This is a genomic window from Tardiphaga sp. P9-11, assembly GCF_008329525.1.
In the GTDB taxonomy this organism is placed as follows: domain Bacteria; phylum Pseudomonadota; class Alphaproteobacteria; order Rhizobiales; family Xanthobacteraceae; genus Tardiphaga.
Window position 1 is genome coordinate 45733 of sequence record NZ_NPKQ01000012.1, and the last position, 24301, is coordinate 70033.

Below are 24301 nucleotides of genomic sequence, written 5' to 3' on the forward strand. Positions count from 1 at the left end.
TCATATTCTCGCGGAGACACCCCACCCCGACCTCCGCTTCGCTCGGTCGACCCTCCCCACTGCGCTACGCTTGGGGGAGGGAAACTACTTCCGCCGGCGAGTCTCTCAGAACCCCGCCACCGTCCCGTGCAGATCATACGCATCCGCGCGTTCTATCTTGGCCGTGACGATCTCGCCGACCTTCAGCGGCCGGCGTGCGGTGATATAGACCGATCCGTCGATGTCAGGCGCGTCCGCCTTCGAGCGGCCCTTCGACACGGTCGGGCCGACCTCGTCGATGATGATCTGCTGGCGCGTGCCCACTTTACGCTTCAAGCGGCGCGCCGAGATTTTCTGCTGACGCTCCATCAACGCATTCCAGCGCTGCTGCTTGATTTCTTCAGGCACCGCATTGGCGATCGCGTTGGAGGTCGCGCCCGCCACGGACTCGTATTTGAACGCGCCGACGCGGTCGATCTGCGCTTCTTCCAGCCAGTCGAGCAGATACTGGAAATCGCTCTCGGTCTCGCCGGGGAAGCCGACGATGAAGGTCGAGCGCAATGTCAGATCGGGGCATTCCTCGCGCCACTTCTTGATGCGCGCGAGCGTCTTGTCCTGCGCGGCCGGGCGCTTCATCGCTTTCAATACTTCCGGGGCCGCGTGCTGAAACGGGATGTCGAGATAGGGCAGTACATTGCTGCCGGAATTCATCAGGCCGATGACTTCGTCGACATGCGGATACGGGTAAACATATTGCAGCCGCACCCAGGCGCCGAGTTCGCCGAGCTCTTTGGCGAGATCGTAGAACTTGGCGCGGACCTCGCGATCCTTCCACGGGCTGCTGGCATATTTAATATCGACGCCATAGGCCGAGGTGTCTTGCGACACGACGAGCAATTCCTTGACGCCGGCCTTCACCAGCTTCTCAGCCTCTAACAGCACCTCGTTGGCCGGGCGCGAGACCAGATCGCCGCGCAGCTTCGGGATGATGCAGAAGGTGCAGCGGTTGTTGCAGCCTTCGGAAATCTTCAAGTAAGCGTAGTGCCGCGGCGTCAGCTTGATGCCCTGCGGCGGCACCAGATCGATGTGCGGATTGTGCACCGGCGGCAGCGCCCGATGCACGGCATCGAGCACGCTCTCATATTGCTGCGGGCCGGTGATCGACAGCAGATTGGGATAGGCGGCTTCGATCTGCTCGGGCTCGGCGCCCATGCAGCCGGTGACGATGACCTTGCCATTCTGCGCCATGGCTTCGCCGATGGCGCCCAGCGACTCCGCCTTGGCGCTGTCGAGGAAGCCGCAGGTGTTGACGATGACGATGTCGGCACCGTCGTGCTTGCGCGCGAGTTCGTAACCTTCGGCCCGCAGGCGCGTAATGATGCGCTCGGAATCCACCAGGGCCTTGGGGCATCCCAGTGACACAAAGGAGATTTTCGGCGCGGCGGCCTGTTGCATGTTCGATCTGCCTGATTGAGAGGCAGCAGGTAGCCCCATTTGCCCATAATTACAAGGCTTTAAGCCGTGCGCGGGCGTGCTATGGGTATGCTGCATCCATGTGAGTGCCCGATGCCTGCCGACCAGTCGCCCAAAATCGTTATCGTCGACGAAAGCCCGATCCGGGCCGCGATCCTGGAGGAGGGGCTGCGGGAGGCTGGCTATGTGGACGTCCAGCATATCCGGGAGATGCACAATCTGCTGGCCCGGATTTATGCGCTGGATCCGGACGTTATCGTCATCGATCTCGAAAATCCCAGCCGTGACGTACTGGAACAAATGTTCCAGGTCTCCCGTGCGGTACGCCGGCCGGTCGCCATGTTTGTCGACCAGAGTGACGCCGAGTCGGCGCGGGCGTCGGTCGAGGCGGGGGTATCCTCATACATCGTGGATGGGCTGAAGAAGGAGCGGATCAAGCCGATCCTCGATCTCTGCATCTCCCGTTTCAATGCCTTCTCCAAACTGCAGGACGAGCTCGAGCGCACCAAGTCGGCGCTGGAGGAGCGCAAGATCATCGACCGCGCGAAGGGCATCGTGATGAAGCTCAAGGGCCTCACTGAAGACGAGGCTTACGTATTGCTGCGGTCCACGGCGATGCGTGAAAAGAAGAAAATCGGCGAGATAGCGCAGTCGATCATCACCGCAGCGGAGTTGCTGAAATGACCGATCAACCACTCCGTATCGGGTTCATCCCGCTGGTCGATGCCGCCGCGCTGATTGTCGCGGTCGACAAGGGGTTCACGAAGACCGAGGGGCTGAACGTCGAACTGGTCCGCGAAGTGTCGTGGTCGAATGTTCGCGACAAGCTGAATATCGGCCTGTTCGAAGCAGCGCATCTGCTGGCGCCCGTTGCCATCGCGTCCAGCCTCGGGCTCGGGCATGTGAAAGTGCCGATCGTGGCGTCGTTCAATCTCGGCATCAACGGCAACGCCATCACCGTTTCGCCGGCGCTACATGCGGCGCTGATGTCGGAGCTCGACGGTGACCCGACCGATCCGATGGCCACCGCGCAGGCCCTGCGCCGCGTGGTCGTCGCGCGTGCCCGCGCCGGCGCCGATCCCCTGACCTTCGGCATGACGTTTCCGTTCTCGACGCATAATTACCAGCTCCGTTTCTGGATGGCGGCCGGCGGTGTCGATCCCGATGAGGACGTTCGCCTCGTGGTGCTGCCGCCGCCTTACATGGTCGAGAGTCTCGCCAATGGTCACGTCGATGCATTCTGTGTCGGCGCGCCCTGGAATTCTGTCGCGGTCGATCTCGGCGTCGGCCATATCCTGCATTTCGTCTCCGATATCCTGCTGCGCGCTGCCGAGAAGGTGCTGGCGATGAGGCAGAACTGGGCGGAGAAGAACCCGGACACCGTGGCGGCGCTCACGCGTGCCCATGTGAAGGCCGCGGCCTTCATCGAGGCGCCGGAGAACCGCAACGAGATCGCGGCGATTCTCGCCAAGCCCCAACATATCGGCGTCTCGCCGGAGGTCCTGCTGCGAACGCTGGACGGTCGGCTGAAGATTTCGCCGGATGGCACCATGCGCGAGAGCGGGCGCTATCTGCTGGTCGGCCGCGAAGGAGCCGGGCGTCCCGATCCCGTTCAGGCCGCCTGGCTCTATGCCCAGATGGTGCGCTGGGGACAGGCCGGGGTCAGCCCGGAGGCGCTGAAGATCGCGCAGGATGTGTTCCGCCCGGATCTCTACGATGCCGCGCTCGGTATCACCGGGAGCGTTCCGACTGATGTGCCCGACGCGGTTGGCGCCTTCGCCGGGCCCCCGTTCGATCCCCGCAACATCGCTGCCCATCTCGCCGCGTTCGAAATCGCGCATATGAAGTCGTAGCGGCGGCGTCAGTTCGCCGATGTGTGGATACCGCATTCCGTTTTGGCGCGGCCGCGCCAGCGGCCGGCGCGCGGGTCCTCGCCATGCGCTGTGCGGGACGTGCAGGGCATGCAGCCGACCGACGCAAATCCTGAGGCCACGAGCGGATGCGGCGGCAGCTTCGCCGACGCGTAGATCAGTCCAATCTCGTCCGGTGTGACATTGGCGAACGGATTGAATTTCAGCTTCCCGCCATCGGTTTCAACAACGGGAATGGCCGCGCGCGACGCGCCCTGAAATCGTTTGCGGCCGTTGATCCATGCGCTGAACGGTGTCAGTGCCTGCGCCAGTGGTTCGACCTTCCTGATCCGGCAGCAGGTGTCGGGATCGGACGACCACAAATCCCCATCGCTGTCGTGAGCGGAAAGCGCATTCGCTGCGGGGCGGATCGTTCGCACGTCGCGCAGGCCCAGCGTCAGGATCAGTTGGTCGCGATAGGCGAGTGTCTCCTCGAACATCCAGCCGGTGTCGAGAAACAGCACGGGGATGGTGGGATCGACATCGGCCATCACCTTCAGCAATGCCGCGGACTCCGTGCCGAACGACGATACCAGTGCGAGTCCATCGCGGCCCGCGACCTCAAGCGCCGCGGCAATCACCTCGGCGGGCGAGGCGGATTGCAGCGCTTGATCGTATTGGACAGCACTTGCGACGGCTCCAGGCGACAACATCTCGAACTCCTCAACACATCCAGCTTGACTGGAATAAGATTCTATATATCAGTTGTTTATCGCTACTTAATAGAAAAATATTCTTTCTATTTGAGAAGCGCAGTTTAGATTTTTTGACCCCATAAATCGAGTTCCAGAGATGCACTTTCTCCGAGCATACCCGCTTCGCGAGCAACGGCGACTCTCACGGCGGTTTTGAGGACCTAAGTTCGGAAGACTCGGAGAAGGCGTATGACGTCGACCAATCTCGAACGCGTCCGACCGGACGTCGTATCGATGGACCACCTCGATCAACTGGAAGCACAGAGCATCTACATCCTGCGCGAGGGCTTCGCACGGCTGAAGAAGCTGGCCTTGCTGTGGTCGCTCGGCAAGGACTCCAACGTCATGATCTGGCTGGCGCGCAAGGCGTTCTTCGGCCACGTACCGTTCCCCGCGCTGCATGTCGATACCGGCAAGAAGTTTCCGGAGATGTACGCATTTCGCGATCATTATTCGAAGGAGTGGGGACTCGACCTCACTATCGAATATTGCCCGTCGATCGATAGCGTCGATCCGACACTGCCGCCGGCGGCGCGTTCCGCGGCGCGCAAGACCGAAGGTCTCAAACTTGCGCTGGCGAAGCATGGCTTCGACGGATTGATCGCCGGCATTCGGCGGGACGAAGAGGCGACCCGCGCCAAGGAACGTGTGTTCTCGCCGCGCGGCGTCGAGGGCGGATGGGACGTGCGCGACCAGCCACCGGAGTTCTGGGATCAGTTCAACGCATCGCCGCCGCCCGGTGCCCATCTGCGCATTCATCCGATCCTGCATTGGACCGAAGCTGACATCTGGGCCTACACGGCTCGAGAAAATATACCGATCATTCCGCTGTATCTGGCCAAAGACGGCAAGCGCTATCGCTCGTTGGGCGATGCCGACATCACGAATCCCGTCGCATCCACCGCCAGCACGATTGCCGAAATCCTGGTCGAGCTCGACGGCACTACGATTCCCGAGCGCGCCGGCCGCGCGCTCGATCATGAGACCGAAGATGCTTTCGAGCGACTGCGCGTCGCCGGCTATCTGTAGAGGTGACACATGACCAAGATCGTCAATCCGACCTCGCTTGGAATGCCCAACGGCACCACGCGCCCGCAACTGCGCATCGTCATCGTCGGCCATGTGGATCACGGCAAGTCGACGCTGGTCGGTCGCCTGCTGCACGAGACGGGCGGCCTGCCGGATGGCAAGCTGGAGATGCTGAAGGCGGTGAGCGCCCGGCGTGGCATGCCGTTCGAATGGTCGTTCCTGCTCGATGCGCTGCAAACGGAGCGTGACCAGGGCATCACCATCGACACCACACAGATCCGCTTCCGCACCAAATTGCGCGACGTCATCCTGATCGACGCGCCCGGTCACGCGGAGTTTCTGCGCAACATGATCACCGGTGCATCGCAGGCCGATGGTGCCGTGCTGATCGTCGATGCGCTGGAAGGCGTGCGCGATCAGACCCGGCGCCATGCCTATCTGTTGCATCTCCTGGGCGTGAAGCAGGTCGCCGTCGTCGTCAACAAGATGGACCGCGTCGATTTCAGCGCTCTGCGCTTCCAGGCGATCAGTGACGAAATCTCGGCGCATCTCATCGAATTGGGTGTCACGCCCGCTGCGGTGATTCCGATTTCGGCGCGGGATGGTGATGGCGTGGCCACCCATACCGATCGTATTGGCTGGTATCGCGGGCCGACCGTCGTAGGGGCGCTCGATGCGCTCACACCGGCGCTTGCGCTCGATGAACTGCCGCTGCGGCTACCGGTACAGGCGATCTACAAGTTCGACGACCGGCGCATCGTGGCCGGGCGTGTCGAGGCCGGTCATCTGGCTGTTGGCGACGACGTGGTGATCATGCCCGCCGGCAAGCGGGCAAAGATCAAGAGCGTGGAGCGATGGTCTGCGATGCCGCTGGAAGGCGAGCACGGGGCAGGGCGATCCGTCGGTATCACGCTCGACCGCGAACTGTTCGTCGAGCGCGGCGACGTGATTGCGCATGCGGGCGCGGTACCATCGTATACACGGCGACTGCGGGCACGGATCTTCTGGTTGCACGACCAGCCGCTGACAGCGGGATCGTCGATTCTGGTGCGGCTCGGCGTGCGCGAAGTGCGCGGCCGTGTGGTCGCGATCGAAAAGGCGATCGATCCCGGCGAACTGGCCAGTGTCGAGACCAAACAGATCGCCCGCAATCACGTTGGTGAAATCGAGGTTGCACTGGCGCAACCGGTCGCCGCCGATCGCTACATCGACAATCCGCGTACCGGGCGCCTTGTGATCGAGGTCGGCGGCCGGATCGCCGGTGGCGGTCTTGTTCTATCCATCGATGCAGCCCAACGCGCGGTGTCGTCGGATATCGTGCCGGTGCAGTCGGCACTGCAGCCTGAGGAACGTTCGGCACGCTATCGTCATCAAGGCGCGGTGGTGTGGTTCACGGGATTGCCGGGATCTGGCAAGTCGACCCTCGCGCGGGCGCTGGAGCACCGTCTGTTCGCCAAAGGTGGTTCGCCGATCCTGCTCGACGGCGACACGCTGCGCGCCGGACTCAATCGCGACCTTGGCTTCTCCGCCGCCGATCGCAGCGAGAATGTCCGGCGTCTGGCAGAAATGGCCGGCCATCTCGCCCGCAACGGTCATATCGCCATCGTCGCGGCTGTCTCACCTTCGCGCGGCGACCGCGCCGAGGCCCGCAGCGCGGTCGATACCGCATTTCGCGAGATCTATGTCGCGACACCGGCGGAGATATGCGAGCAGCGCGACCCCAAGGGGCACTACGCCAAGGCCCGCGCCGGCGACCTGCCGGGCTTCACCGGTATCGCCAACGACTATCAGGCGCCGGAGACGGTCGAGCTGCGGATCGACACGTCGACGGTCGATGTGGGTCGCGCGATAGATGGTATCGAGGACATGCTGCGGCAGACGCAAGTGCTCGACGATGGAGCCGCCAATCTGGCGGCGTTCGAAGCGGTGCGTGTAACGGCGTAGTGGGCCCGTGCTCCCATTTGCGCGTCGAGATCAAGGAAAGCTGGCGAGCCAGCTTTCCTCCTGCCGAGGCAACAATCCGACAGGCGCGAGCCAAGGCTGGATGGCTTGGTCGCAAGTGTTCCTCGCAACGATAGCTGCTGTTACGTGCCCGTCGTCTAATTATTGAGCGTGCGGTGCAAAATGCTGGCATGGAATCGCTGAGTTCCGCCGAGCCTTCCCTCCAATCCCTTGATTCCCCGAGGTTTTCCGCAGTCCAGGATCTGGCATGAGACTTGAATGTCTCTAAACGCCGGCGTCGCGCTGATGTGCGCCGGCCAGTCCCTGATGGATTTCCGCAGCAACGAGGCTGATCGGACCGTTCCCAGATTTCAAGCCGGCGCGATGCGCTGACCTGAACCTGAGCGGTCCTGTTCTCAATTCGCCCGTTGACGCCACGCAGGTGGCCCGCAGGAGCCTCAAGCGCATGAAAATCGAAACGCTCTCCGTCGACTTCACTGACGAACAGAAGCGCTACCTTGAGGGGTTCTCGACGGGGCTCCAGATCAACCGTGTCGGCAAGGGTCTCGGCGGCGCTGCGTCAGCCAAGGTCAATGCAGAGCCGACCGGACCGGATGCGCCGCATATCAAGGCGCAAGATCGCACCATCGCGTTGGGCAAGAAGCTGGTCGAGCAGGAGAAATGGAAGCGCGAAGAACACCCGTTCGACGCTTATCCGCGGCTGCGCGATCAGGCCGCGATTGATGCACGGCCATCGCCGGCCGACAATTTCCGCTGGCGCTATTACGGCATCTTCTATGTCGGGCCGACGCAGGACTCCTATATGTGCCGGCTTCGGATCCCCAACGGTATCATGAAGCACTGGCAGCTTGCGGGTCTTGCCGATCTCAGTGACGAGTTGTGTGGTCCGTTCTCCCATGTGACCACGCGCGCCAATCTGCAGGTGCGCGAGATTCCGCCGAAAAATGCCGTAAAGCTGATCGAGGGCATTCAGGATCTTGGTCTGTGCTCACGCGGCTCCGGGGCAGACAACATCCGCAACGTCACCGGCACGCCGACCGCTGGTATCGACCCGCAGGAATTGCTGGACACGCGACCCTATGCGCGCGAGTGGCACTATCACATTCTCAATGATCGCTCGCTCACCGGCCTGCCGCGCAAATTCAATGTCGCCTTCGACGGCGCCGGCAAGATCGCTGTGCTGGAGGACACCAACGACATCGCCTTCCAGGCAGTCGAAGTGAAAGATGGCTTCGGCGTCGCGCCCGGCGTCTGGTTCAAGCTCGGCATCGGCGGCATCACCGGCCACAAGGATTTCGCCACCGATACCGGCATCATCGTGAGACCGGAGGACTCCACCAAGGTCTCCGACGCCATCGTGCGCGTCTTCATCGATCTCGGCGATCGCACCAACCGCCTCAAGGCGCGGCTGAAATACGTGATCGACGGCATGGGCATGGAGAAGTTTCTCACTCTGGTCGAGGAGAAGTTCGGCAGGCCGTTTGCCCGCATTCCGGCGGAGGCGCTGCTGCCGCGCCCGGCCTTCGATCGCACGGCGCATATCGGCGTGCACAGACAGAAGCAGGTCGGCATGAACTGGATCGGCGTCGTGTTGCCGCTGGGCAAGGTGACGACCGATCAGATGCGGGGGCTTTCGAAGATTGCGGCTGATCTCGGCGACGGCGATATCCGCCTCACGGTGTGGCAGAACCTGCTCATCTCCGGTGTGAAAGACGCGAATGTCGCGCAGGCGACTGCGGCCATCGAAGCCCTCGGCCTTGCCATCCAGACTACCGAAATCCGCGCCGGCCTGATCGCGTGCACCGGCCGCGCCGGCTGCAAATTCGGCAATGCCGACACCAAGCAGACCGCAACGAATATCGCCGAGTGGTGCGATACCCGAGTCGAGGTCGAGACGCCGATCAACATCCATCTCACCGGCTGCCATCATTCCTGCGCGCAGCATTACATTAGCGACATCGGCATGATCGGCGCGCGCGTGGCGCTGGACGATAGCGACGACACCGTGGACGGCTTCCACATCTTCACCGGCGGCGGCTTCGGCCCACAGGCCGATGTGGGGCAGGAGGTCTATCAGAACGTGAAGTCCGAGGATGCGCCTGTCGTCGTCGGGCGTCTTCTGAAAGCGTATCTCGCCCACCGGGCGTCACCGGACGAGACATTCCTCACATTCTCGCGCCGTCACGACGCGGCTTCGTTGCGTCAGCTCGCTGATGAACAGGTGTCCGCATGAACCAGATGACGCCGCCGCCCAAACTCGAGATCATTCCTCCGTCTGCGCCGTTCTCGGAAGCGCAACGCTCCTGGCTGAACGGCTTCTTCGCCGGCTTGCTATCCGATGCGCCGGCGACGCCGCTCTCTGCGGAGCAGGGCGCCGCGATTATGGAAGAGGACGACGGTGCGCCGTGGCATGACCAGACCATGCCGATCGCCGATCGCATGAAGCTCGCCGAAGGCAAACCGGTTCGTCGCAAGATGATGGCGGCGATGGCGCAGCAGGATTGCGGCCAGTGCGGCTATAACTGCAACGACTATTCCGACGCGATTGCCTCGAAAGCCGAGGCGCGGCTGAACCTCTGCGTGCCCGGCGGCAAGGAAACCGCGCGGATGCTGAAGTCGCTCTATGAAGAGCTCGACAAGGCACCGGCGGGTGCTGCGCCGGCGGCGACAGCGACGCCTGCTGCTGCGGGGCCGGTCGAAGTTGCTGCGCCGGATCCGTCGACACTCGGCCGCTCGCGCGACAACCCCGCACCCGCCGTGTTTCTCGGCCGCCGCCTGCTTAATGGCAAAGGCTCCGAGAAAGAGACCTGGCATATCGATTTCGATTTGTCGGGTTGTGGCCTCGATTACGTCGTCGGCGACAGTTTCGGCATCTTTGCGTCGAACGATCTCGGTCATGTCGACCAGATCATCGCGCTGCTTGGCGCGTCGCATACGATAGAGGTGCGTGGCAAGACGCTGCGTGAGGTGCTGCAATACGATGTCTCGCTGGCCCCGGCACCGGACTCGCTGTTCGAGCTGATGTCCTATCTTACCGGCGGGACGCAGCGCGCGAAGGCACGCGCATTGGCGCAGGGCGAGGACCCCGATGGCGATGCCGCGACGCTCGACGTGATGGCGGCGCTGCAGAAATTTTCCAACGTGCGTCCGCATCCAGAAGCTTTCATTGAGGCGCTGGAGTCACTGCAGCCGCGCCTTTACTCGATCTCGTCATCGCACAATGCGACGCCGGGCCGGCTGTCGCTCACCGTCGATATCGTTCGCTACATGGTTGGCAAGCGCAAGCGCCATGGTCTGGCGTCGAGCTTCCTCGCCGATCGCATCCAGCCCGGCGACGAGCTCAAGGTGTATGTCCAGAAGGCCCACGGTTTCGCGCTGCCGGAAAATCCGGAGACGCCGATCATCATGGTCGGGCCGGGCACCGGCATCGCGCCATTCAGGGCGTTCCTGCACGACCGCAAGGCGACCAGGGCGCCGGGCAAGAACTGGTTGTTCTTCGGCCACCAGCGCAGCGCCTCGGATTTCTTCTATGCCGACGAACTCAATGGCATGAAGACCGAAGGCTTTCTCACACGGTTATCGCTGGCCTGGTCGCGTGACGCGGGCGAGAAATTCTACGTGCAGGATCGCATGCGCGAGGTCGGCCGCGACGTCTGGACCTGGCTCGCCGAAGGCGCCCATGTCTATGTCTGTGGTGATGCCAAGCGCATGGCCAAGGATGTGGAGCGGGCTCTGGTCGATATCGCTGCCCAGCATGGCGCGCGCTCGACTGATGAAGCGGTGATGTTCGTCAGTGAGCTGAAGAAGAAGGGGCGCTTTCAGCTCGACGTATATTGAGGCGAAGGGGGCGTAACGCCCCCATGTCGTCCGGCGAAGATGGACGACGGCGCCCGGAAATGACAGTGCTGCTGAAATGCGAATGCGTAGAATAGTTGTACGCCGCTAAGTCCCTTCCTCTCTCAGAGCCGATTGCATTGGAGATAATCTCTCCATCCTGCGTGACATTCAAAATTCCATTTTATTGACCGAAGCCACCGCGCTGCGCATCCTCGTACCATCGAAATCACACGGGCGGGAGTCGTCGGGCTCTCACGGCTGAACTTCCACTCAACACATTGACCATCGCATCAGCGCGAGCCGCAAACCATACGTTGCGGCTATGGGCAGCGCTGTGCCGATCGCAAGGAGACCAGATGTCGAATGATGATCACAACCGCAAGCCGCTGATGAATCGCCGGTCGCTGCTGCGCGGCGGCGCTGCAGCCGCATTCGCCGCGCCGCTTGGCGTATGGGGCGCGCAGGCGTTTCCGTTCCGGCAGGCATCTCCGATTGATTTCTCGGAGTTTCCGATCTGCAGGACTGCATCGGAGGCGCATGCACTCACCGGCGTACCGCGCAAATTGAAACTCTCCTGGAATGCCGGCGCGGTCTGCCTCGCGCCGCTACCGGTCGCCATCGATCATGGCTTCTTCCAGAAGCAAAATCTTGACGTCGAGCTTGTCAACTACAGTGGCTCGACGGACCAGCTTCTGGAAGCCATCGCCACCGGAAAATCCGATGCGGGCCTAGGTATGGCGCTGCGCTGGTTGAAGCCGCTGGAGCAGGGTTTTGACGTCAAGATCGTCGCCGGCACCCATGGCGGCTGCCTGCGCGCGCTGGCACCGGCAAAATCCGAGGTGAAGAGCGTTGCGGATTTCAAGGGCAAGACCATCGCCGTCGGCGATATGGCCGGGCCCGACAAGAACTTCTTCTCGATCCAGCTCGCCAAGGCCGGACTCAATCCGGACAAGGACGTCGAGTGGCGGCAATATCCCGGCAATCTGGTGCGGCTCGCAGTGGAGAAGGGCGAAGCACAGATCGGGCTCGCCTCCGATCCGCTGGCCTATCTCTGGCTTAAGGATGGGGAGCTGAAGGAAGTCGGCTCCAATCTCGATGGTCCCTACAAGGATATCAGCTGCTGTATCGTCGGTGTGCGCGGCAGCCTGCTGCGCGACGATCCACTGGTCGCACGCGGCCTGACGCAGGCATTGCTCGACGCTGCGATGTTCGCATCGCAGAATCCGGAGAAGGCTGCGAAGTCGTTCCAGCCCTATGCGCCGAAGAACGCGACCATCGAGGATCTGCTGGGCATGATGAAGTATCACACCCATCACCATCATCCCGTGGGCGATGCGCTGAAGCGCGAGCTGAAATCCTACGCCGACGATCTCAAGACGGTCTCGGTGTTCAAACCGTCAACCGACACCACCAAATTCGCGGAGCGCATCTATGCCGACGTATTCCGCGTCTGAGATCGCATCGCTTGGCGGTGACCGCGAGACCGCACTCATTGCTGGCGATGGCGGACTTCACTTCGTCAATAAGCTTCGTTTCAGCATCACCGGGATCGGGGCAGGGCTTGCATGGCTGGCTTTCGGCCTGTCGTGCATGCGATGGCCGGATATCGGCGACTGGCCACGCACTGAAGCCGTGGCCTATACAGCATTCGCGATTGCTGGCGGCATCGCGATTGCGACCACAGCGCAGGCAGCGCTCGGCAAGTTCGGCGATGGCGTGCAGCGACGCGCGCCCTGGCTGTTTGCCTTGGGAGCGTTCCTGACGCTGTGGGAGCTTGCGACGGCGAAGTTCGGCTGGCTGCCATTGCCGTTCTTCCCGCCACCGCAGTCCATCGTCGAGGTCTATACCGACGATCTGCCGAAGCTGCTGGACAGCGCCTTCGCCTCGGTGAAGCTGCAGCTCGGTGGCTATTTCATCGGCGCCGCCGTGGGTTTCCTCACCGGCGTCTCCATCGGCTGGTCGCGGCTCGCCGGCTATTGGGTGCATCCGATCCTGCGCTTCATCGGACCGTTGCCGGCGACGGCCTGGCTGCCGATTGCGTTCTTCACGTTCCCTTCGGCCTGGAGCGCCAGCACGTTCCTGATCGCGCTGGCCACCGGTTTTCCGGTGACGGTGCTGACCTGGTCGGGCGTGGCCAGCGTCAGCACCGCCTATTACGACGTCGCCCGAACGCTCGGCGCCAAGCCGTCGTTTCTGGTGACCAAGGTCGCAATCCCCGCAGCCTTGCCGCATGTGTTCGTCGGCCTGTTCATGGGGCTCGGCGCGTCTTTTGCCGTGCTCGTGGTCGCCGAGATGATCGGTGTGAAGGCCGGGCTTGGGTTCTATCTGCAATGGGCGCAGGGCTGGGCGTCCTACAACAACATGTATGCGGCCCTGATCGTGATGTCGTTGCTGTGCTCGGGCGCGATCACGCTGCTGTTCAAGGTGCGCGACCGCCTGCTGGTCTGGCAGAAGGGTGTCGTCAAATGGTAGCGCTCGCGACAGCTTTCAAACCAGCGGCGACCGGCGCGTCGCTGGAGGTCAAAGACGTAAGCCATGCCTTCGACATCGATGGCAACGTGCTGCCGGTGCTCGACAATGTCAGCATATCCGTCGCACCCGGCGAGTTTGTCGCGCTGCTCGGCCCCTCCGGCTGCGGCAAGTCTACACTGCTAAGGCTGGTGGCGGGTCTGGAGCCGCCGCGTGCTGGCGCGCTGGAAGAGGACGGCGTCGCCATCACCGGACCTTATCCGTCGCGTGTTGTGGTGTTTCAGGATCCGACGCTGTTTCCGTGGCGAACTGTCTGGGACAATGTTGCGCTCGGGCTGGAGGCGCAGGGCGTGCTGAAGACGCAGCGTCATCGCGTCGATGCGGCCATTGATCTCGTTGGTCTCGGCGCATTCAAGAAGGCCTATCCGCATCAGCTCTCGGGCGGCATGGCGCAGCGTGTCGCGCTGGCGCGCGCGCTGGTCAATGATCCGCGCATCCTTGTGCTCGATGAGCCGCTCGGCAAACTGGATTCGCTGACACGCATCACTATGCAAGCCGAGCTGGTGTCGCTCTGGCAACGCAACGGTTTCACGGCACTGCTGGTGACCCATGACGTGGAGGAGGCGCTGTTTCTCGCCAATCGCGTCATCGTGTTCAGCGACCGGCCGGCACGGGTGACGGCGGACATTACCGTTGACCGGCCCTATCCGCGCCATCGCGGCGATCCGCATCTGGCCGAGCTGCGACGGCAGATCCTGGGGCTACTCGGGCTGGATGCGACGTGGTGAGCTCCTCCCGAATATGGTCCGTTGCGGGTGAGGGTGCGCTCCACCGATAGCTGTATACGAGGCATGGATATTGCCTTCCTTTTGGGCTGACACACAGTTCAGCCCAAGGGAACGACATGTACAGCACCAACCGACGCGATTTCATCCGCCTGACGGCTATTGCCGCGGCGCTGTCCACGACCAGCATCAAGGCTTTCGCTGCCGACCGCCTGGTCAAGATCGGAACGTTGAAGCTCATTCACGGCGTTACGCCGTATTTCTACGAGAAATTCGCGCCGGATGGCGTCAAGTTCGAGGTGATTCCGTTCGAGACTCCGACGGACGGCAAGAATGCTGTCGTGACGGGTACAGTCGATTTCGGCATCTTCGGTTTTGCTGCGGCGACGCTCGGCGGCGCCAATGGCGAGCCAGTCGTCGTCATCGCATCTGCCTGCAATCGCGGCATGGCAGTCGTCGCCAAGAAGGATTCCGGGATCAACACGATCAAGGACCTGAAAGGCAAGAAGGTCGCCATCCTGCCGGGCTCGACCCAGGAAGTGGTGATCCTCGACCGGCTCTCAGCCGAAGGCATGACCGTGAAGGACGTCGAGGCTGTCAGGTTGTCGTTCAGCGACATGGCACCGGCGCTGGCCCGCGGCGATATCGACGCCTATGTGGGCGCCGAGCCCGGCCCGGGCATCAGCCTTGCCAATGGCGTCGGCCAGATCGTTGAATATCCCTATACGACGCCGACCGGTTCGCTGAACATGGTGCTGGCCACACGCCGCGAACTGATCGAAAAAGACCCGGAACTGATCAAGGCGCTGCTCAAGACCCACCGCCTTGCCAGCGAATACGCGATGAAGGACCGCGAGGCCTTTATCGCCATCGCGATGCAGAAGCTCGGCCAGCAGAAGCCGTCGATCGAGAAGGCGGCACCCAATGTGGAGTTGACCTGGAATATCGATGACCAGTTCTTGAAGCAGGCGGAATATTACGGCGGCCAGATGCTGTCCAAGAAGCAGATCCGGCAGTTGCCGGACTACAAGACCTTCATCGATGCGAGTTTCGTGAAGGCGCTGGCGGCTACGTGAGCGCGTCGTGAGCCTGCAAAGCACGATGGACGATACATCCAACAGGGTCCAGCTTGTGCCGGCAGCGGAGACCCCGGTGCCGGCGGTCGGAAAGCGCGGGCAGGGCATGCAGCGGGCGCGCGCGGTCGTGCTCGCGCTGATCGTGCCGGTCTGCCTGATGGTGATTTGGGACGTCATGGTGCGCTGGACCGGCACGCGACTGGTGCCGTCGCCCTATGGCGTCGCCGTGATGATGTGGGATTTCGCTTTCGGCGGAATCTATGACGACGCCTACAGCGCAAGCCTGCCGATCCATTTCTGGAAGAGCGTGCAGCGTGTCTATGGCGGCTTTCTCTGTGCGGCGACGATCGGCATTCCGCTCGGCCTGATGATCGGGCGCATGCCGTTGCTGCGCAAATTGCTTGATCCAACGCTGTCGCTCTTGCGGCCCATTCCGGTGACGGCATGGCTGCCGCTGTCGATGATCTTCTTCGGTCTCGGCCCGCGCGCAGCAATCTTCCTGGTGTTTCTGGGCGCGTTCTTTCCGATCCTGCTCAACACCGTGTTCGGGGTGCGATCCGTCGATATCAGGCTGTTCGAGGCAGCAGAGATGCTCGGTTGCAGTGGTGCGCAGCAATTTCGCTCGGTCGTCTTACCGGCAGCGTTGCCAAGCATCTTCAACGGGCTTCGTCTCGGCGCGGGATTCGCATGGATCCTCATCGTGGTAGGCGAGATGACCGGCGTGCCGGAAGGGCTCGGCGCCGTGATCATGGATGGACGCACGCTGTCGCGCACCGATCTCGTGATCACCGGCATGATCATCATCGGCGTCACCGGCTTCGTGTCGGATCGCATCCTGCTGATGCTCAGCAACTACTTCCTTCGGTGGAGCCCGCAGCACCATGCTTGATCAGCCCACCAAAGTAGCGCCGCCGATTCTCGAAGTTAGCGGCGTGCAGAAGTTTTACCACGCCTCCAATGGCCCCATCGAAGCATTGCGCGGCGTCAATCTCACCATCCGCAAGGGCGAATTCGTTTGCCTGCTCGGCGCGTCCGGCTGCGGCAAATCCACATTGCTGCGTATCGTCGCCGGCTTCGAGACGGCGACGCAGGGGTCCGTGACCATGTACGGCTTTCCGGTCGATAGACCGGGCCCGGATCGCGGCATGGTGTTTCAGGATTACGCGTTGTTTCCGTGGCTGACCGTGCGCGACAATATCGGCTTTGGCCCGAAACATCGCCGCGTCGCGAGCAAGGTCGTGAGCGAACTCACCGACAAGTTCATGGCCATGGTTGGATTGACCGCCTTTGCCGATCGCTATCCGCACCAGCTGTCCGGCGGCATGAAGCAACGCGTCGCCATCGCGCGGGTGCTGAGCAATGACACCGATGTGCTGCTGATGGACGAGCCATTCGGTGCGCTCGATGCGCTGACGCGCAGCAAGTTGCAGGAGGAGCTCGTCGAGATCTGGCGTACGACGGGACTCACGGTGATCTTCGTGACCCATTCGGTCGAGGAAGCGGTGATGCTGGCGGATCGTGTCATCGTGATGTCGGCCGGACCGGGCCGGATCGATTGCGAGATCGAGGTCGATCTGCCGCGCCCCCGCGATGTGGCGTCTCCGGAGTTCAACGCGTTGCGGCGTGAGGTGACGCAGAAGCTCACGAGCCATATCGCAGGCAGTCGCGCCATTGCGGCAGATTCCTGAATCGGGCTTCAAAAACACGCGAATAAAATTCTCGCCTGCGGTCGCGGGGGAGAATTTTCAACTGTGGGTCTAAGGCCCATCAGTCCCGCTGTCGTTATTTCCCGGTACCGCTTGTAACGCCTGCCGAACGGCATTCTCTAGGGTCAGAGAAGCCGAAAGCAATACGATATGGACGCGGTTCCCAGCATTATTGACAGAGTTAATTTGCTCGTTCCGGGCTTTGCGGAACGTGCGCCAACGCATGATCGTGCGGCAAGTTTTCCATTCGAGAATTTTCAAGAATTGTCGGAAGCGGGACTGCTGGCGCTGCCGGTGCCAAAGGCCCTGGGCGGCGCGGGCGCCGGGGTGCGCGAGGCTGCGCACGTTGTGAACGCGGTCGGCAAGGCCGATGCCGCGACCGCGCTCGTATTGGCGATGCATTACATCCACCATCTGGTCATCACGCGGAGCGGCAACTGGCCTGCGCATCTGGCGCAGCGCGTGTCGCGGGATGCCGTGAATGGTCCGGCACTGATCAACGCGTTACGCGTCGAGCCCGATCAGGGATCGCCATCCCGTGGCGGTTTGCCTCAAACCATCGCGAAGCGCACGACCGAAGGCTGGCGCATTACCGGCCGCAAGATCTATTCGACCGGTGCGCCGATCCTCAAATGGTACACTGTATGGGCCAAGACGGACGAGCCCGACGTGCGGGTCGGCGTGTTTCTGGTACCGGCGAGTCTGCCGGGCACGAAGATGATCGAGACCTGGGATCACCTCGGCCTGCGCGCCAGCGGCAGCCAAGATGTCGTGTTCGACGACGTGCTCATCCCGCTTGACCACGAGGTGGATCTACGCCGTCCCAGCGAGTGGGGCGCGCCGGATTTGTCTCAGGCGACCATCCAGGCGGTGCTCGTAGGTGCCGTCTATGACGGCGTTGCGCGGGCGGCGCGGGACTGGCTGATCGACTTCTTGAAGACCCGCACGCCGTCGAGCCTCGGCGCCCCGCTGGCGACGCTGCCGCGGACGCAGGAAATCGTGGGCGGCATCGAGGCCAAGCTCGCGGTCAATGCACGGCTGCTCGATACATTCGCACGAGACATCGACGACGGTGTCGCGCTGACACCTGTCGAGGCGAATATCCTCAAACTGACGGTTACCAATAATGCCGTGGCTGTCGTCGAAGACGCGCTGTCGCTGACCAGCAATCACGGACTGACTCGCGCCAATCCGCTGGAGCGGCATTATCGCGACGTGCTGTGTGGCCGCGTGCACACGCCGCAGGACGACAGCACCAAGATTTCCGCCGGACGCATCGCGCTCGGCATCTGAACAACAGCAGGAAGTGGAGAGAACCATGTCCGTCGAATTCATCGGCTTCATCACCAACAACGACGCATCTGAAACCCGCGTCCGCTCCGGTCCGATCCTTGATCCCGCCTATATCGAGACCGTCGCGAAGGCGCATGAACTTGCCGGCTTCGATCGCGCGCTGCTCGCCTTCCATTCGACCTCGCCGGACGGCCTGCAGGTCGCCCAGCATGCGCTCGGCGTGACCGAGAAGCTGAAGGTGATGATCGCGCAGCGTCCAGGTTTCACCGCGCCGACTGTGCTGGCGCGCCAGCTCGCCACCATCGAGAATTTCCACAACGGCCGCGTCTCGCTGCATGTCATCACCGGCGGCAATGCCAAGGAGCTGCGGCAGGACGGCAATACACTCGACGACAAGGACGAGCGTTACGCCCGCACCAGCGAATGGCTCGATATCATCAAGCAGGAATGGACCAGCGAGAAGCCATTCGACTATGCCGGCAAGTACTATCAGGTCGAGGGCGGCTTTTCACAGGTGAAGCCGACCCTGCCGATCCACGTGTTCGTCGGCGGCGCGTCGGACGCAGCCATCGACGTGTCGGGCAAGCATGCTGACACCTTCGCACTGTGGGGTGAATCCTATGCGCAGGTGCGCGACGTCACCGGCCGCGTACGTGCTGCCGCCGCGAAATACGGTCGGCCGGCGCCGCGCTTCAGCCTGTCGGTGCGCCCGATCATCGCCGACACCGAGGAGAAAGCCTGGGCCAAGGCCGATGACATTCTCGCCCGTGCCACCGTGCTGCAGGACAAGACCGGTTATCGCAAACCGGCCGATGGCCATGCCACTGCCGGCGCAAAGCGCCTGCTGGCGCTGGCCGAGCAGGGTACCCGCATCGACAAGCGGCTGTGGACGGAAATGGCGGCGCTCACCGGCGCGAACAGCAACACCACTGCGCTGGTCGGAACGCCCGAACAGGTCGCCGAGGTGTTCGCCGACTACTACGATCTCGGCGTCAGCCACTTCCTGATCCGCGGCTTCGATCCCCTGATCGACGCCATCGATTATGGCCGCGAACTGATCCCACGCACCCGAGAACTGATCGCGGCGCGTGACGCCGCCAAGGGAGTTGTCGCAGCATGAAACGGATTTTACTTGCTACCAGTTTGATCCTAGCGACCTTCGCGACCTCTGCGCATGCCGAGACCACGCTGATCGTTGGCGACCAGAAGGGTAATTCGCGCGCCGTGATGGAAGCATCCGGCGTGCTCAAGGATGTGCCCTATAAGATCGAGTGGAAAGAATTTCCGGCGGCCGCGCCTCTGCTGGAAGCGCTCGGCGCCGGGGCGATCGAGACGGGTCTGGTCGGCGACGCGCCGTTTACGTTTGCCGCCGCCGCCAACGTGCCGGTGAAAGCGATCGGCGCGATCCGGCAGACGCAGGAAGGTCTCGCGATCCTCGTTCCCAAGGATTCCGCTCTCAAGAGCTTCGCTGATTTGAAAGGCAAGAAGATCGCCACCGGCCGCGGTTCGATCGGCCATCAGCTCATTCTCGCTGCGCTCGAAAAGAATGGCTGGACGGCGAATGACGTGCAGATCGTGTTCCTCGCACCATCGGACGCCAAGGTCGCCTATACCCGCGGCTCTGTGGACGCATGGTCGACCTGGGAGCCATATGTGAGCCAGGAGGAAGTGCTGTTCGGCTCGACGCGCATCCTGACAGCGGAAGGCCTGTCCGCGGGCCTCAGCCTGCAGGTGGCAACGCCGGACGCGATCAACACCAAGCGGCCTGAACTCGAAGATTATCTGAAGCGTCTCACGGCAGCGCGCATCTGGGCCTTGAGCAATCAGCAGAGTTATGCCGACACCTGGGGCAAGCTGATGCGGATCCCGACCGAAGTGCCGCTGCACTGGCTGCAGCGCGCCAAGATCAAGATCGCACCGATTGATGACAGCGTCGTCGCCGACGAGCAGAAGACCATCGATCTCTATGAGCGCAACGGGTTGATCAAGCAAAAGCTCGACGCCAACGCGATCATGGATCGGTCGTTCAATGATGCGATCGGGAAGGCGGCGGGGCTGTAGGCAGGCCGGTCATTCCGGGGCGCAGCCGGCGCTAGCCGGATGCGAACCCGGAATCCCGGAGTGTTCGGCGCTGTCACGGAACCCAATGTAGAGATTCGGGGTTCGGCCCCGTTGCCTCCGGCACCGGTTCCGCCCCGGAATGACGGCGAAATACACATCCGTAAATCCACGTATTCCCGCTCTCCCTCCGTCGGCCCACCATCGCCCGGCAACGGAGACCAGCGCGATGCATCACGGCGATATTTCATCCAGCAAGGACGCGGTCGGCGTCGCCGTCGTGAATTACAAGATGCCGCGGCTTCACACGAAGGCCGAGGTGCTGGCCAATGCGCAGAAGATCGCCGACATGATCGTCGGCATGAAGATCGGTCTGCCCGGCATGGATCTGGTGGTGTTCCCGGAATATTCGACCCAGGGCATCATGTACGACTCCAAGGAAATGTACGAAACCGCCTCGATCGTACCCGGCGAGGAAACCGAGATTTTCGCGGAGGCCTGCCGCAAGGCCAAGGTCTGGGGTGTGTTCTCATTGACCGGCGAGCGGCACGAGCAGCATCCGCACAAGGCGCCATACAACACGTTGATCCTGATGAACGACAAGGGCGAGATCGTTCAGAAATATCGCAAGATCATGCCGTGGGTGCCCATCGAAGGCTGGTACCCCGGCAATTGCACTTATGTTTCCGAGGGGCCAAAGGGCCTGAAAATTTCGCTGATCATCTGTGACGACGGCAACTATCCCGAAATCTGGCGCGACTGCGCCATGAAGGGCGCCGAACTGATCGTGCGCTGTCAGGGTTACATGTATCCCGCCAAGGATCAGCAGGTGCTGATGGCCAAGGCGATGGCCTGGGCCAACAACACCTATGTCGCCGTCGCCAACGCGTCAGGCTTCGACGGCGTCTATTCGTATTTCGGCCATTCGGCGATTATCGGCTTCGATGGCCGCACACTCGGCGAATGCGGCGAGGAAGATTACGGCATTCAATATGCGGCACTGTCGAAATCATTGATCCGCGACGCGCGGCGTACCGGGCAGTCGGAGAACCATCTCTTCAAACTGCTGCATCGCGGCTATACCGGCACGATCAATTCTGGTGAAAGCAACAAGGGCGTCGCAGCCTGTCCGTTCGATTTCTATGCGAACTGGGTCAACAATCCCGACAAGGCGCGCGAGAATGTCGAGGCCTTCACGCGCACGACTGTGGGCGTCGAGGAGTGCCCGATTGAGGGATTACCGCATGAAGGGATGTTGAACGACAGGTAGCCTCAGCCTCGTCATTCCGGGGCGGCCGCACATCTTGCGCGGGCGAACCCGGAATCTCCCGATGAGTCCGCCTGTTCGCCGCCCGGAATTGCGAAGTGATGAACACATCGGGATTCCGGGTTCGCGTGCGAAGATGCACGCGCCCCAGAATGACAAGGGGTTAAAGCACCGTCTTGAACGGCGCCACGTCGATGCCCGCCTCTTTCAATCCATCGCGCACATGGCGGCCGAGCTCCACGGCTCCCGGCGTATCGCCGTGGATGCAGACCGTGTCCATCTTCATCTTGATCACCTTGCCGGTGATCGAGATGACTTCGCCGGTTTGTGCCATCTTCACCACACGATCAGCAACCATCACCGGATCATGCAGCACCGCGCCGGGCTTCTTGCGCGAGACGAGATTGCCGTTGTCCTCATAGGCGCGATCGGCGAACACTTCATGTGCCAACGGGAGTCCGGCGGCTTCGCCTGCGGTCACGAGCTTGGAATTCGCCAGCACCACGAAGGTCAGGTTACGGTCCACTGCCTTGATCCCGGCGGCGATGGCGCGGGCGGTCATGTCATCCTCGCAGGCCACATTGGAGATCGCGCCGTGCGCCTTCACATGGGTGACCTTGTAGCCTTCCATGGCGGCGATCGCCTGCAAGGCGCCGATCTGGTAGGCGATCAGGTTCTCGATCTCCAGCGCGGTGAGGCCGACGATGGGGCGGCGGCCGAAACCGTGCAGGTCGCGATAGCCGGGATGCGCGCCGATCTTGACGTTGCGCGCCTTGGCGAGCTGTACGGTCTTGCGCATCACGTCGGCGTCGCCGGCGTGATAGCCGCAGGCGATGTTCACCGAACTTGCGAGTTCGATCATCGCGGCGTCGTTGCCCATCTCCCACATGCCGAAGCTTTCGCCGAGGTCGCAGTTCAGATCGATGGTCGCCATGGTCGTGCTCTTTCGTAAGTAGGGTTCGAAATCAGTCTTGCGCGTCTGCCGGCTGCGGCGCCTGCCACGTATTGTCATCGGTTGCACTGACGGCGACACCAGCGACATTGGCCGAAAGCAGCGCCTTGATGTCCAGCATCAGGATGTTGGAATCATGGACACGGCCGGGCAGGCTCTGCAGCAGCTCGGCGAAGGCGCGATATTCGGCCTGCGCCTCGGCCATGGAGATCGCCTTGAAGCGGAAAGCGCGGCCCGGCTGGGTCTGGCCGAACCGGCCGAGATCTGTCGAGATCACGGTCGCGATCTTTGGATAGCCGCCGGACGTACCACGGTCGGGCATCAGCACGATGGGCTGGCCGTTGCCGGGTACCTGGATCGAGCCGTTCACGGTGCCATCGGAAACGATGTTATGCCCGTGCAGATGTTTGATCACGGGACCTTCGAGGCGATAGCCCATGCGGTCGCTGGTCGCCGAAATCTTCCAGTCGCTGCTGAGGAACAGATCCTTGGCGTCGCCGAATTCGTCGTCCTGCGGCCCAAGTACCACGCGGATCGGACCTTCGACCGGCGCGGGCAGGTCGATGCGCTTCTCGTTGGCGCTGCTGGCCGTCGCCACCGGCAATTCGTCGCCGACTTGCAACGGACGCGGATAGGGACTGCCGAGACCGGCGCGGGCGTTCACGGCCAGGCTGCCGAACATTGGCTCGCCGCGGATCCCGCCCTCGATGGCGAGATAGCCGAAGGTGCCGGCGCGGGCGACGCCGAGATTGAGGCTCTCGCCGTCGGCCAGCGTGACGGATGTATTGACGTTGAAGGGGGTGCCCGCGATATCGGCCGGCCGTGTCGCGCCAGTGAGCGAGATCCGAACGGCGCCGCCTTTGGCGGTGAAGACCGAGTTAAGCGGGCCGAGCTCAATGGTCGCGGCAAACAGCGTGTTGCCGAGCAGGGCATTGGCGGCGGCCATCGCCAGTCGATCGACGGCGCCCGATGGTACCAGGCCATAGCGCTGTGCGCCGAACCGGCCGACATCCTGCACTGACGTGCCGGGGCTCACAGAAGTGACGATGAGCTTGCTCATGATGCGATCAGCTCCGCAACGAATGCACCGGCCTCGGCAGCGCGATCCTGTTCGGCAAAGGTCTTCTCATCGACAGCCGCGAAGGTGATGGCGTCGCCGGGTTCAAGCAGGAAGATGGGATCGCGGCCGAGCTGATAGGTGCGCACGGCGGTCCGCCCGAGCAGATGCCATCCGCTCGGGCCTGCGAGGCATTGCACGCCGGTCTGGATGCCGCCGATGGAGATCGTGCCGGGCGGTGTCAGCAACCGGGGATTCTGCCGGCGTGACATCTGCATCGAACCCGGCAGCCCGCTGAGATAGGACCAGCCCGGCGTGAAGCCGATCATCGCCACCTTGTAGTCGCCGCCCACATGGCGCGCGACCACTTCGTCCGGCGTGATGTTGAGCGCCTTGGCGACGTCTTCGAGATCGATGCCATTCTCGCCGCCATAGGCGACGGGGATGCGCCAGCGTCGTGCTGCCTTGGCCTCGGGTAGCGGCTGCAGCGCCAGTTCGGTCAGTTTCTCGCCTAGCGCATCGAAGCCAAGCTGTAAGGGATCGTAATGCACCAGCAAGGAGCGATAGGTCGGCACGGTTTCGGTGACGGCAGCAAGGCCGGCCGACGCGACGAGTTTGTCGAGCGCCAGCACCCGACGGTTGGCTTCCTCGTCGATGGTGCGGCTGAATTCGACGGTGATGGCAGCATCGCCACTGGGGAGGATGCGGGGCGGGGAGAGAGCTGCGACCATGGCCTCACAACGTCAGTATTGG

The 24301-nt window shown here is 62.5% G+C and carries 21 protein-coding genes; 16 read left to right on the top strand and 5 right to left on the bottom strand.

Annotated features, from left to right (window positions below; translation table 11 throughout):
* Window positions 1–105: 105 nt before the first annotated feature.
* Entirely contained in the window at window positions 106–1434 is a 1329-nt protein-coding gene (gene rimO / locus CIW50_RS26150) for a 30S ribosomal protein S12 methylthiotransferase RimO (RefSeq protein ID WP_149534085.1), read from the bottom strand.
* A gap of 111 nt (window positions 1435–1545) precedes the next feature.
* On the opposite strand from rimO, the gene CIW50_RS26155 reads away from it, so the two are divergent.
* Window positions 1546–2136, top strand: coding sequence for an ANTAR domain-containing response regulator (locus CIW50_RS26155; RefSeq protein ID WP_149534086.1), 591 nt, complete (start codon window positions 1546–1548; stop codon window positions 2134–2136).
* Window positions 2133–3305, top strand: a complete 1173-nt coding sequence (locus CIW50_RS26160; protein ID WP_149534087.1) for a CmpA/NrtA family ABC transporter substrate-binding protein — start codon at window positions 2133–2135, stop codon at window positions 3303–3305. The genes CIW50_RS26155 and CIW50_RS26160 overlap by 4 nt, the downstream gene beginning before the upstream one ends.
* Window positions 3306–3313: 8 nt before the next feature.
* Here CIW50_RS26160 and CIW50_RS26165 read toward each other — a convergent pair whose 3' ends face one another.
* Entirely contained in the window at window positions 3314–4015 is a 702-nt protein-coding gene (locus tag CIW50_RS26165) for a phosphoadenylyl-sulfate reductase (RefSeq protein WP_149534088.1), read from the bottom strand.
* A 231-nt stretch (window positions 4016–4246) separates the two neighbouring features.
* On the opposite strand from CIW50_RS26165, the gene cysD reads away from it, so the two are divergent.
* The 14 genes from cysD to CIW50_RS26235 all read left to right on the top strand — a co-directional run bounded on the left by cysD (window position 4247) and on the right by CIW50_RS26235 (window position 21542).
* The gene (gene cysD / locus CIW50_RS26170) at window positions 4247–5086 is read left to right on the top strand and encodes a sulfate adenylyltransferase subunit CysD (protein WP_149534089.1); all 840 of its coding nucleotides are present in this window, start codon (window positions 4247–4249) and stop codon (window positions 5084–5086) included.
* Between the two features lie 9 nt (window positions 5087–5095).
* Window positions 5096–7030, top strand: a complete 1935-nt coding sequence (cysC, locus tag CIW50_RS26175) for an adenylyl-sulfate kinase (RefSeq protein WP_149534090.1) — start codon at window positions 5096–5098, stop codon at window positions 7028–7030.
* A gap of 463 nt (window positions 7031–7493) precedes the next feature.
* Window positions 7494–9281: a NirA family protein gene (locus CIW50_RS26180; protein WP_149534091.1), complete on the top strand. Its 1788-nt coding sequence runs from the start codon at window positions 7494–7496 to the stop codon at window positions 9279–9281.
* Window positions 9278–10885, top strand: a complete 1608-nt coding sequence (locus CIW50_RS26185; RefSeq protein ID WP_149534092.1) for a sulfite reductase subunit alpha — start codon at window positions 9278–9280, stop codon at window positions 10883–10885. Before CIW50_RS26180 ends, CIW50_RS26185 begins: the two co-directional genes overlap by 4 nt.
* A gap of 356 nt (window positions 10886–11241) precedes the next feature.
* Entirely contained in the window at window positions 11242–12339 is a 1098-nt protein-coding gene (locus CIW50_RS26190) for an ABC transporter substrate-binding protein (RefSeq protein ID WP_149534093.1), read from the top strand.
* Window positions 12317–13357 carry an ABC transporter permease gene (locus CIW50_RS26195; RefSeq protein WP_149534094.1) on the top strand — a complete coding sequence of 347 codons (1041 nt, stop codon included), beginning with the start codon at window positions 12317–12319 and terminating at the stop codon, window positions 13355–13357. Before CIW50_RS26190 ends, CIW50_RS26195 begins: the two co-directional genes overlap by 23 nt.
* Entirely contained in the window at window positions 13351–14142 is a 792-nt protein-coding gene (locus CIW50_RS26200; protein ID WP_149534095.1) for an ABC transporter ATP-binding protein, read from the top strand. Before CIW50_RS26195 ends, CIW50_RS26200 begins: the two co-directional genes overlap by 7 nt.
* 116 nt (window positions 14143–14258) lie before the next feature.
* Window positions 14259–15215, top strand: coding sequence for an ABC transporter substrate-binding protein (locus tag CIW50_RS26205; protein WP_149534096.1), 957 nt, complete (start codon window positions 14259–14261; stop codon window positions 15213–15215).
* A 106-nt stretch (window positions 15216–15321) separates the two neighbouring features.
* Window positions 15322–16104 (top strand): ABC transporter permease, encoded by a 783-nt coding sequence (locus CIW50_RS26210; RefSeq protein ID WP_246664466.1) that lies wholly within the window; start codon window positions 15322–15324, stop codon window positions 16102–16104.
* Window positions 16097–16903 carry an ABC transporter ATP-binding protein gene (locus CIW50_RS26215; RefSeq protein WP_149534097.1) on the top strand — a complete coding sequence of 269 codons (807 nt, stop codon included), beginning with the start codon at window positions 16097–16099 and terminating at the stop codon, window positions 16901–16903. Before CIW50_RS26210 ends, CIW50_RS26215 begins: the two co-directional genes overlap by 8 nt.
* 168 nt (window positions 16904–17071) lie before the next feature.
* Window positions 17072–18214, top strand: coding sequence for an acyl-CoA dehydrogenase family protein (locus tag CIW50_RS26220; RefSeq protein WP_149534098.1), 1143 nt, complete (start codon window positions 17072–17074; stop codon window positions 18212–18214).
* Between the two features lie 25 nt (window positions 18215–18239).
* Complete coding sequence (locus tag CIW50_RS26225; RefSeq protein WP_149534099.1) at window positions 18240–19334, top strand: LLM class flavin-dependent oxidoreductase; 1095 nt, start codon at window positions 18240–18242, stop codon at window positions 19332–19334.
* Complete coding sequence (locus CIW50_RS26230; RefSeq protein ID WP_149534100.1) at window positions 19331–20275, top strand: ABC transporter substrate-binding protein; 945 nt, start codon at window positions 19331–19333, stop codon at window positions 20273–20275. Before CIW50_RS26225 ends, CIW50_RS26230 begins: the two co-directional genes overlap by 4 nt.
* A gap of 226 nt (window positions 20276–20501) precedes the next feature.
* Window positions 20502–21542 (top strand): aliphatic amidase, encoded by a 1041-nt coding sequence (locus CIW50_RS26235; protein ID WP_149534101.1) that lies wholly within the window; start codon window positions 20502–20504, stop codon window positions 21540–21542.
* 160 nt (window positions 21543–21702) lie between these two features.
* Here the strand turns inward: CIW50_RS26235 and CIW50_RS26240 are convergent, their stop codons facing one another.
* The 3 genes from CIW50_RS26240 to pxpB are packed head-to-tail and all read right to left on the bottom strand — an operon-like array spanning window position 21703 to window position 24279.
* Window positions 21703–22473, bottom strand: a complete 771-nt coding sequence (locus CIW50_RS26240; RefSeq protein ID WP_149534102.1) for a LamB/YcsF family protein — start codon at window positions 22471–22473, stop codon at window positions 21703–21705.
* A 31-nt stretch (window positions 22474–22504) separates the two neighbouring features.
* Entirely contained in the window at window positions 22505–23551 is a 1047-nt protein-coding gene (locus CIW50_RS26245) for a 5-oxoprolinase subunit C family protein (protein WP_149534103.1), read from the bottom strand.
* Window positions 23548–24279: a 5-oxoprolinase subunit PxpB gene (pxpB, locus tag CIW50_RS26250; protein WP_149534104.1), complete on the bottom strand. Its 732-nt coding sequence runs from the start codon at window positions 24277–24279 to the stop codon at window positions 23548–23550. The genes CIW50_RS26245 and pxpB overlap by 4 nt, the downstream gene beginning before the upstream one ends.
* Between the last annotated feature and the right edge of the window lie 22 nt (window positions 24280–24301).

What these genes read in the sequence shown, in the direction of transcription:
- rimO (WP_149534085.1), bottom strand. Translation starts at nt 1,434, where the DNA reads ATGCAACAGGCCGCCGCGCCGAAAATCTCCTTTGTGTCACTGGGATGC.
- CIW50_RS26155 (WP_149534086.1), top strand. Translation starts at nt 1,546, where the DNA reads ATGCCTGCCGACCAGTCGCCCAAAATCGTTATCGTCGACGAAAGCCCG.
- CIW50_RS26160 (WP_149534087.1), top strand. Translation starts at nt 2,133, where the DNA reads ATGACCGATCAACCACTCCGTATCGGGTTCATCCCGCTGGTCGATGCC.
- CIW50_RS26165 (WP_149534088.1), bottom strand. Translation starts at nt 4,015, where the DNA reads ATGTTGTCGCCTGGAGCCGTCGCAAGTGCTGTCCAATACGATCAAGCG.
- cysD (WP_149534089.1), top strand. Translation starts at nt 4,247, where the DNA reads ATGACGTCGACCAATCTCGAACGCGTCCGACCGGACGTCGTATCGATG.
- cysC (WP_149534090.1), top strand. Translation starts at nt 5,096, where the DNA reads ATGACCAAGATCGTCAATCCGACCTCGCTTGGAATGCCCAACGGCACC.
- CIW50_RS26180 (WP_149534091.1), top strand. Translation starts at nt 7,494, where the DNA reads ATGAAAATCGAAACGCTCTCCGTCGACTTCACTGACGAACAGAAGCGC.
- CIW50_RS26185 (WP_149534092.1), top strand. Translation starts at nt 9,278, where the DNA reads ATGAACCAGATGACGCCGCCGCCCAAACTCGAGATCATTCCTCCGTCT.
- CIW50_RS26190 (WP_149534093.1), top strand. Translation starts at nt 11,242, where the DNA reads ATGTCGAATGATGATCACAACCGCAAGCCGCTGATGAATCGCCGGTCG.
- CIW50_RS26195 (WP_149534094.1), top strand. Translation starts at nt 12,317, where the DNA reads ATGCCGACGTATTCCGCGTCTGAGATCGCATCGCTTGGCGGTGACCGC.
- CIW50_RS26200 (WP_149534095.1), top strand. Translation starts at nt 13,351, where the DNA reads ATGGTAGCGCTCGCGACAGCTTTCAAACCAGCGGCGACCGGCGCGTCG.
- CIW50_RS26205 (WP_149534096.1), top strand. Translation starts at nt 14,259, where the DNA reads ATGTACAGCACCAACCGACGCGATTTCATCCGCCTGACGGCTATTGCC.
- CIW50_RS26210 (WP_246664466.1), top strand. Translation starts at nt 15,322, where the DNA reads ATGCAGCGGGCGCGCGCGGTCGTGCTCGCGCTGATCGTGCCGGTCTGC.
- CIW50_RS26215 (WP_149534097.1), top strand. Translation starts at nt 16,097, where the DNA reads ATGCTTGATCAGCCCACCAAAGTAGCGCCGCCGATTCTCGAAGTTAGC.
- CIW50_RS26220 (WP_149534098.1), top strand. Translation starts at nt 17,072, where the DNA reads ATGGACGCGGTTCCCAGCATTATTGACAGAGTTAATTTGCTCGTTCCG.
- CIW50_RS26225 (WP_149534099.1), top strand. Translation starts at nt 18,240, where the DNA reads ATGTCCGTCGAATTCATCGGCTTCATCACCAACAACGACGCATCTGAA.
- CIW50_RS26230 (WP_149534100.1), top strand. Translation starts at nt 19,331, where the DNA reads ATGAAACGGATTTTACTTGCTACCAGTTTGATCCTAGCGACCTTCGCG.
- CIW50_RS26235 (WP_149534101.1), top strand. Translation starts at nt 20,502, where the DNA reads ATGCATCACGGCGATATTTCATCCAGCAAGGACGCGGTCGGCGTCGCC.
- CIW50_RS26240 (WP_149534102.1), bottom strand. Translation starts at nt 22,473, where the DNA reads ATGGCGACCATCGATCTGAACTGCGACCTCGGCGAAAGCTTCGGCATG.
- CIW50_RS26245 (WP_149534103.1), bottom strand. Translation starts at nt 23,551, where the DNA reads ATGAGCAAGCTCATCGTCACTTCTGTGAGCCCCGGCACGTCAGTGCAG.
- pxpB (WP_149534104.1), bottom strand. Translation starts at nt 24,279, where the DNA reads ATGGTCGCAGCTCTCTCCCCGCCCCGCATCCTCCCCAGTGGCGATGCT.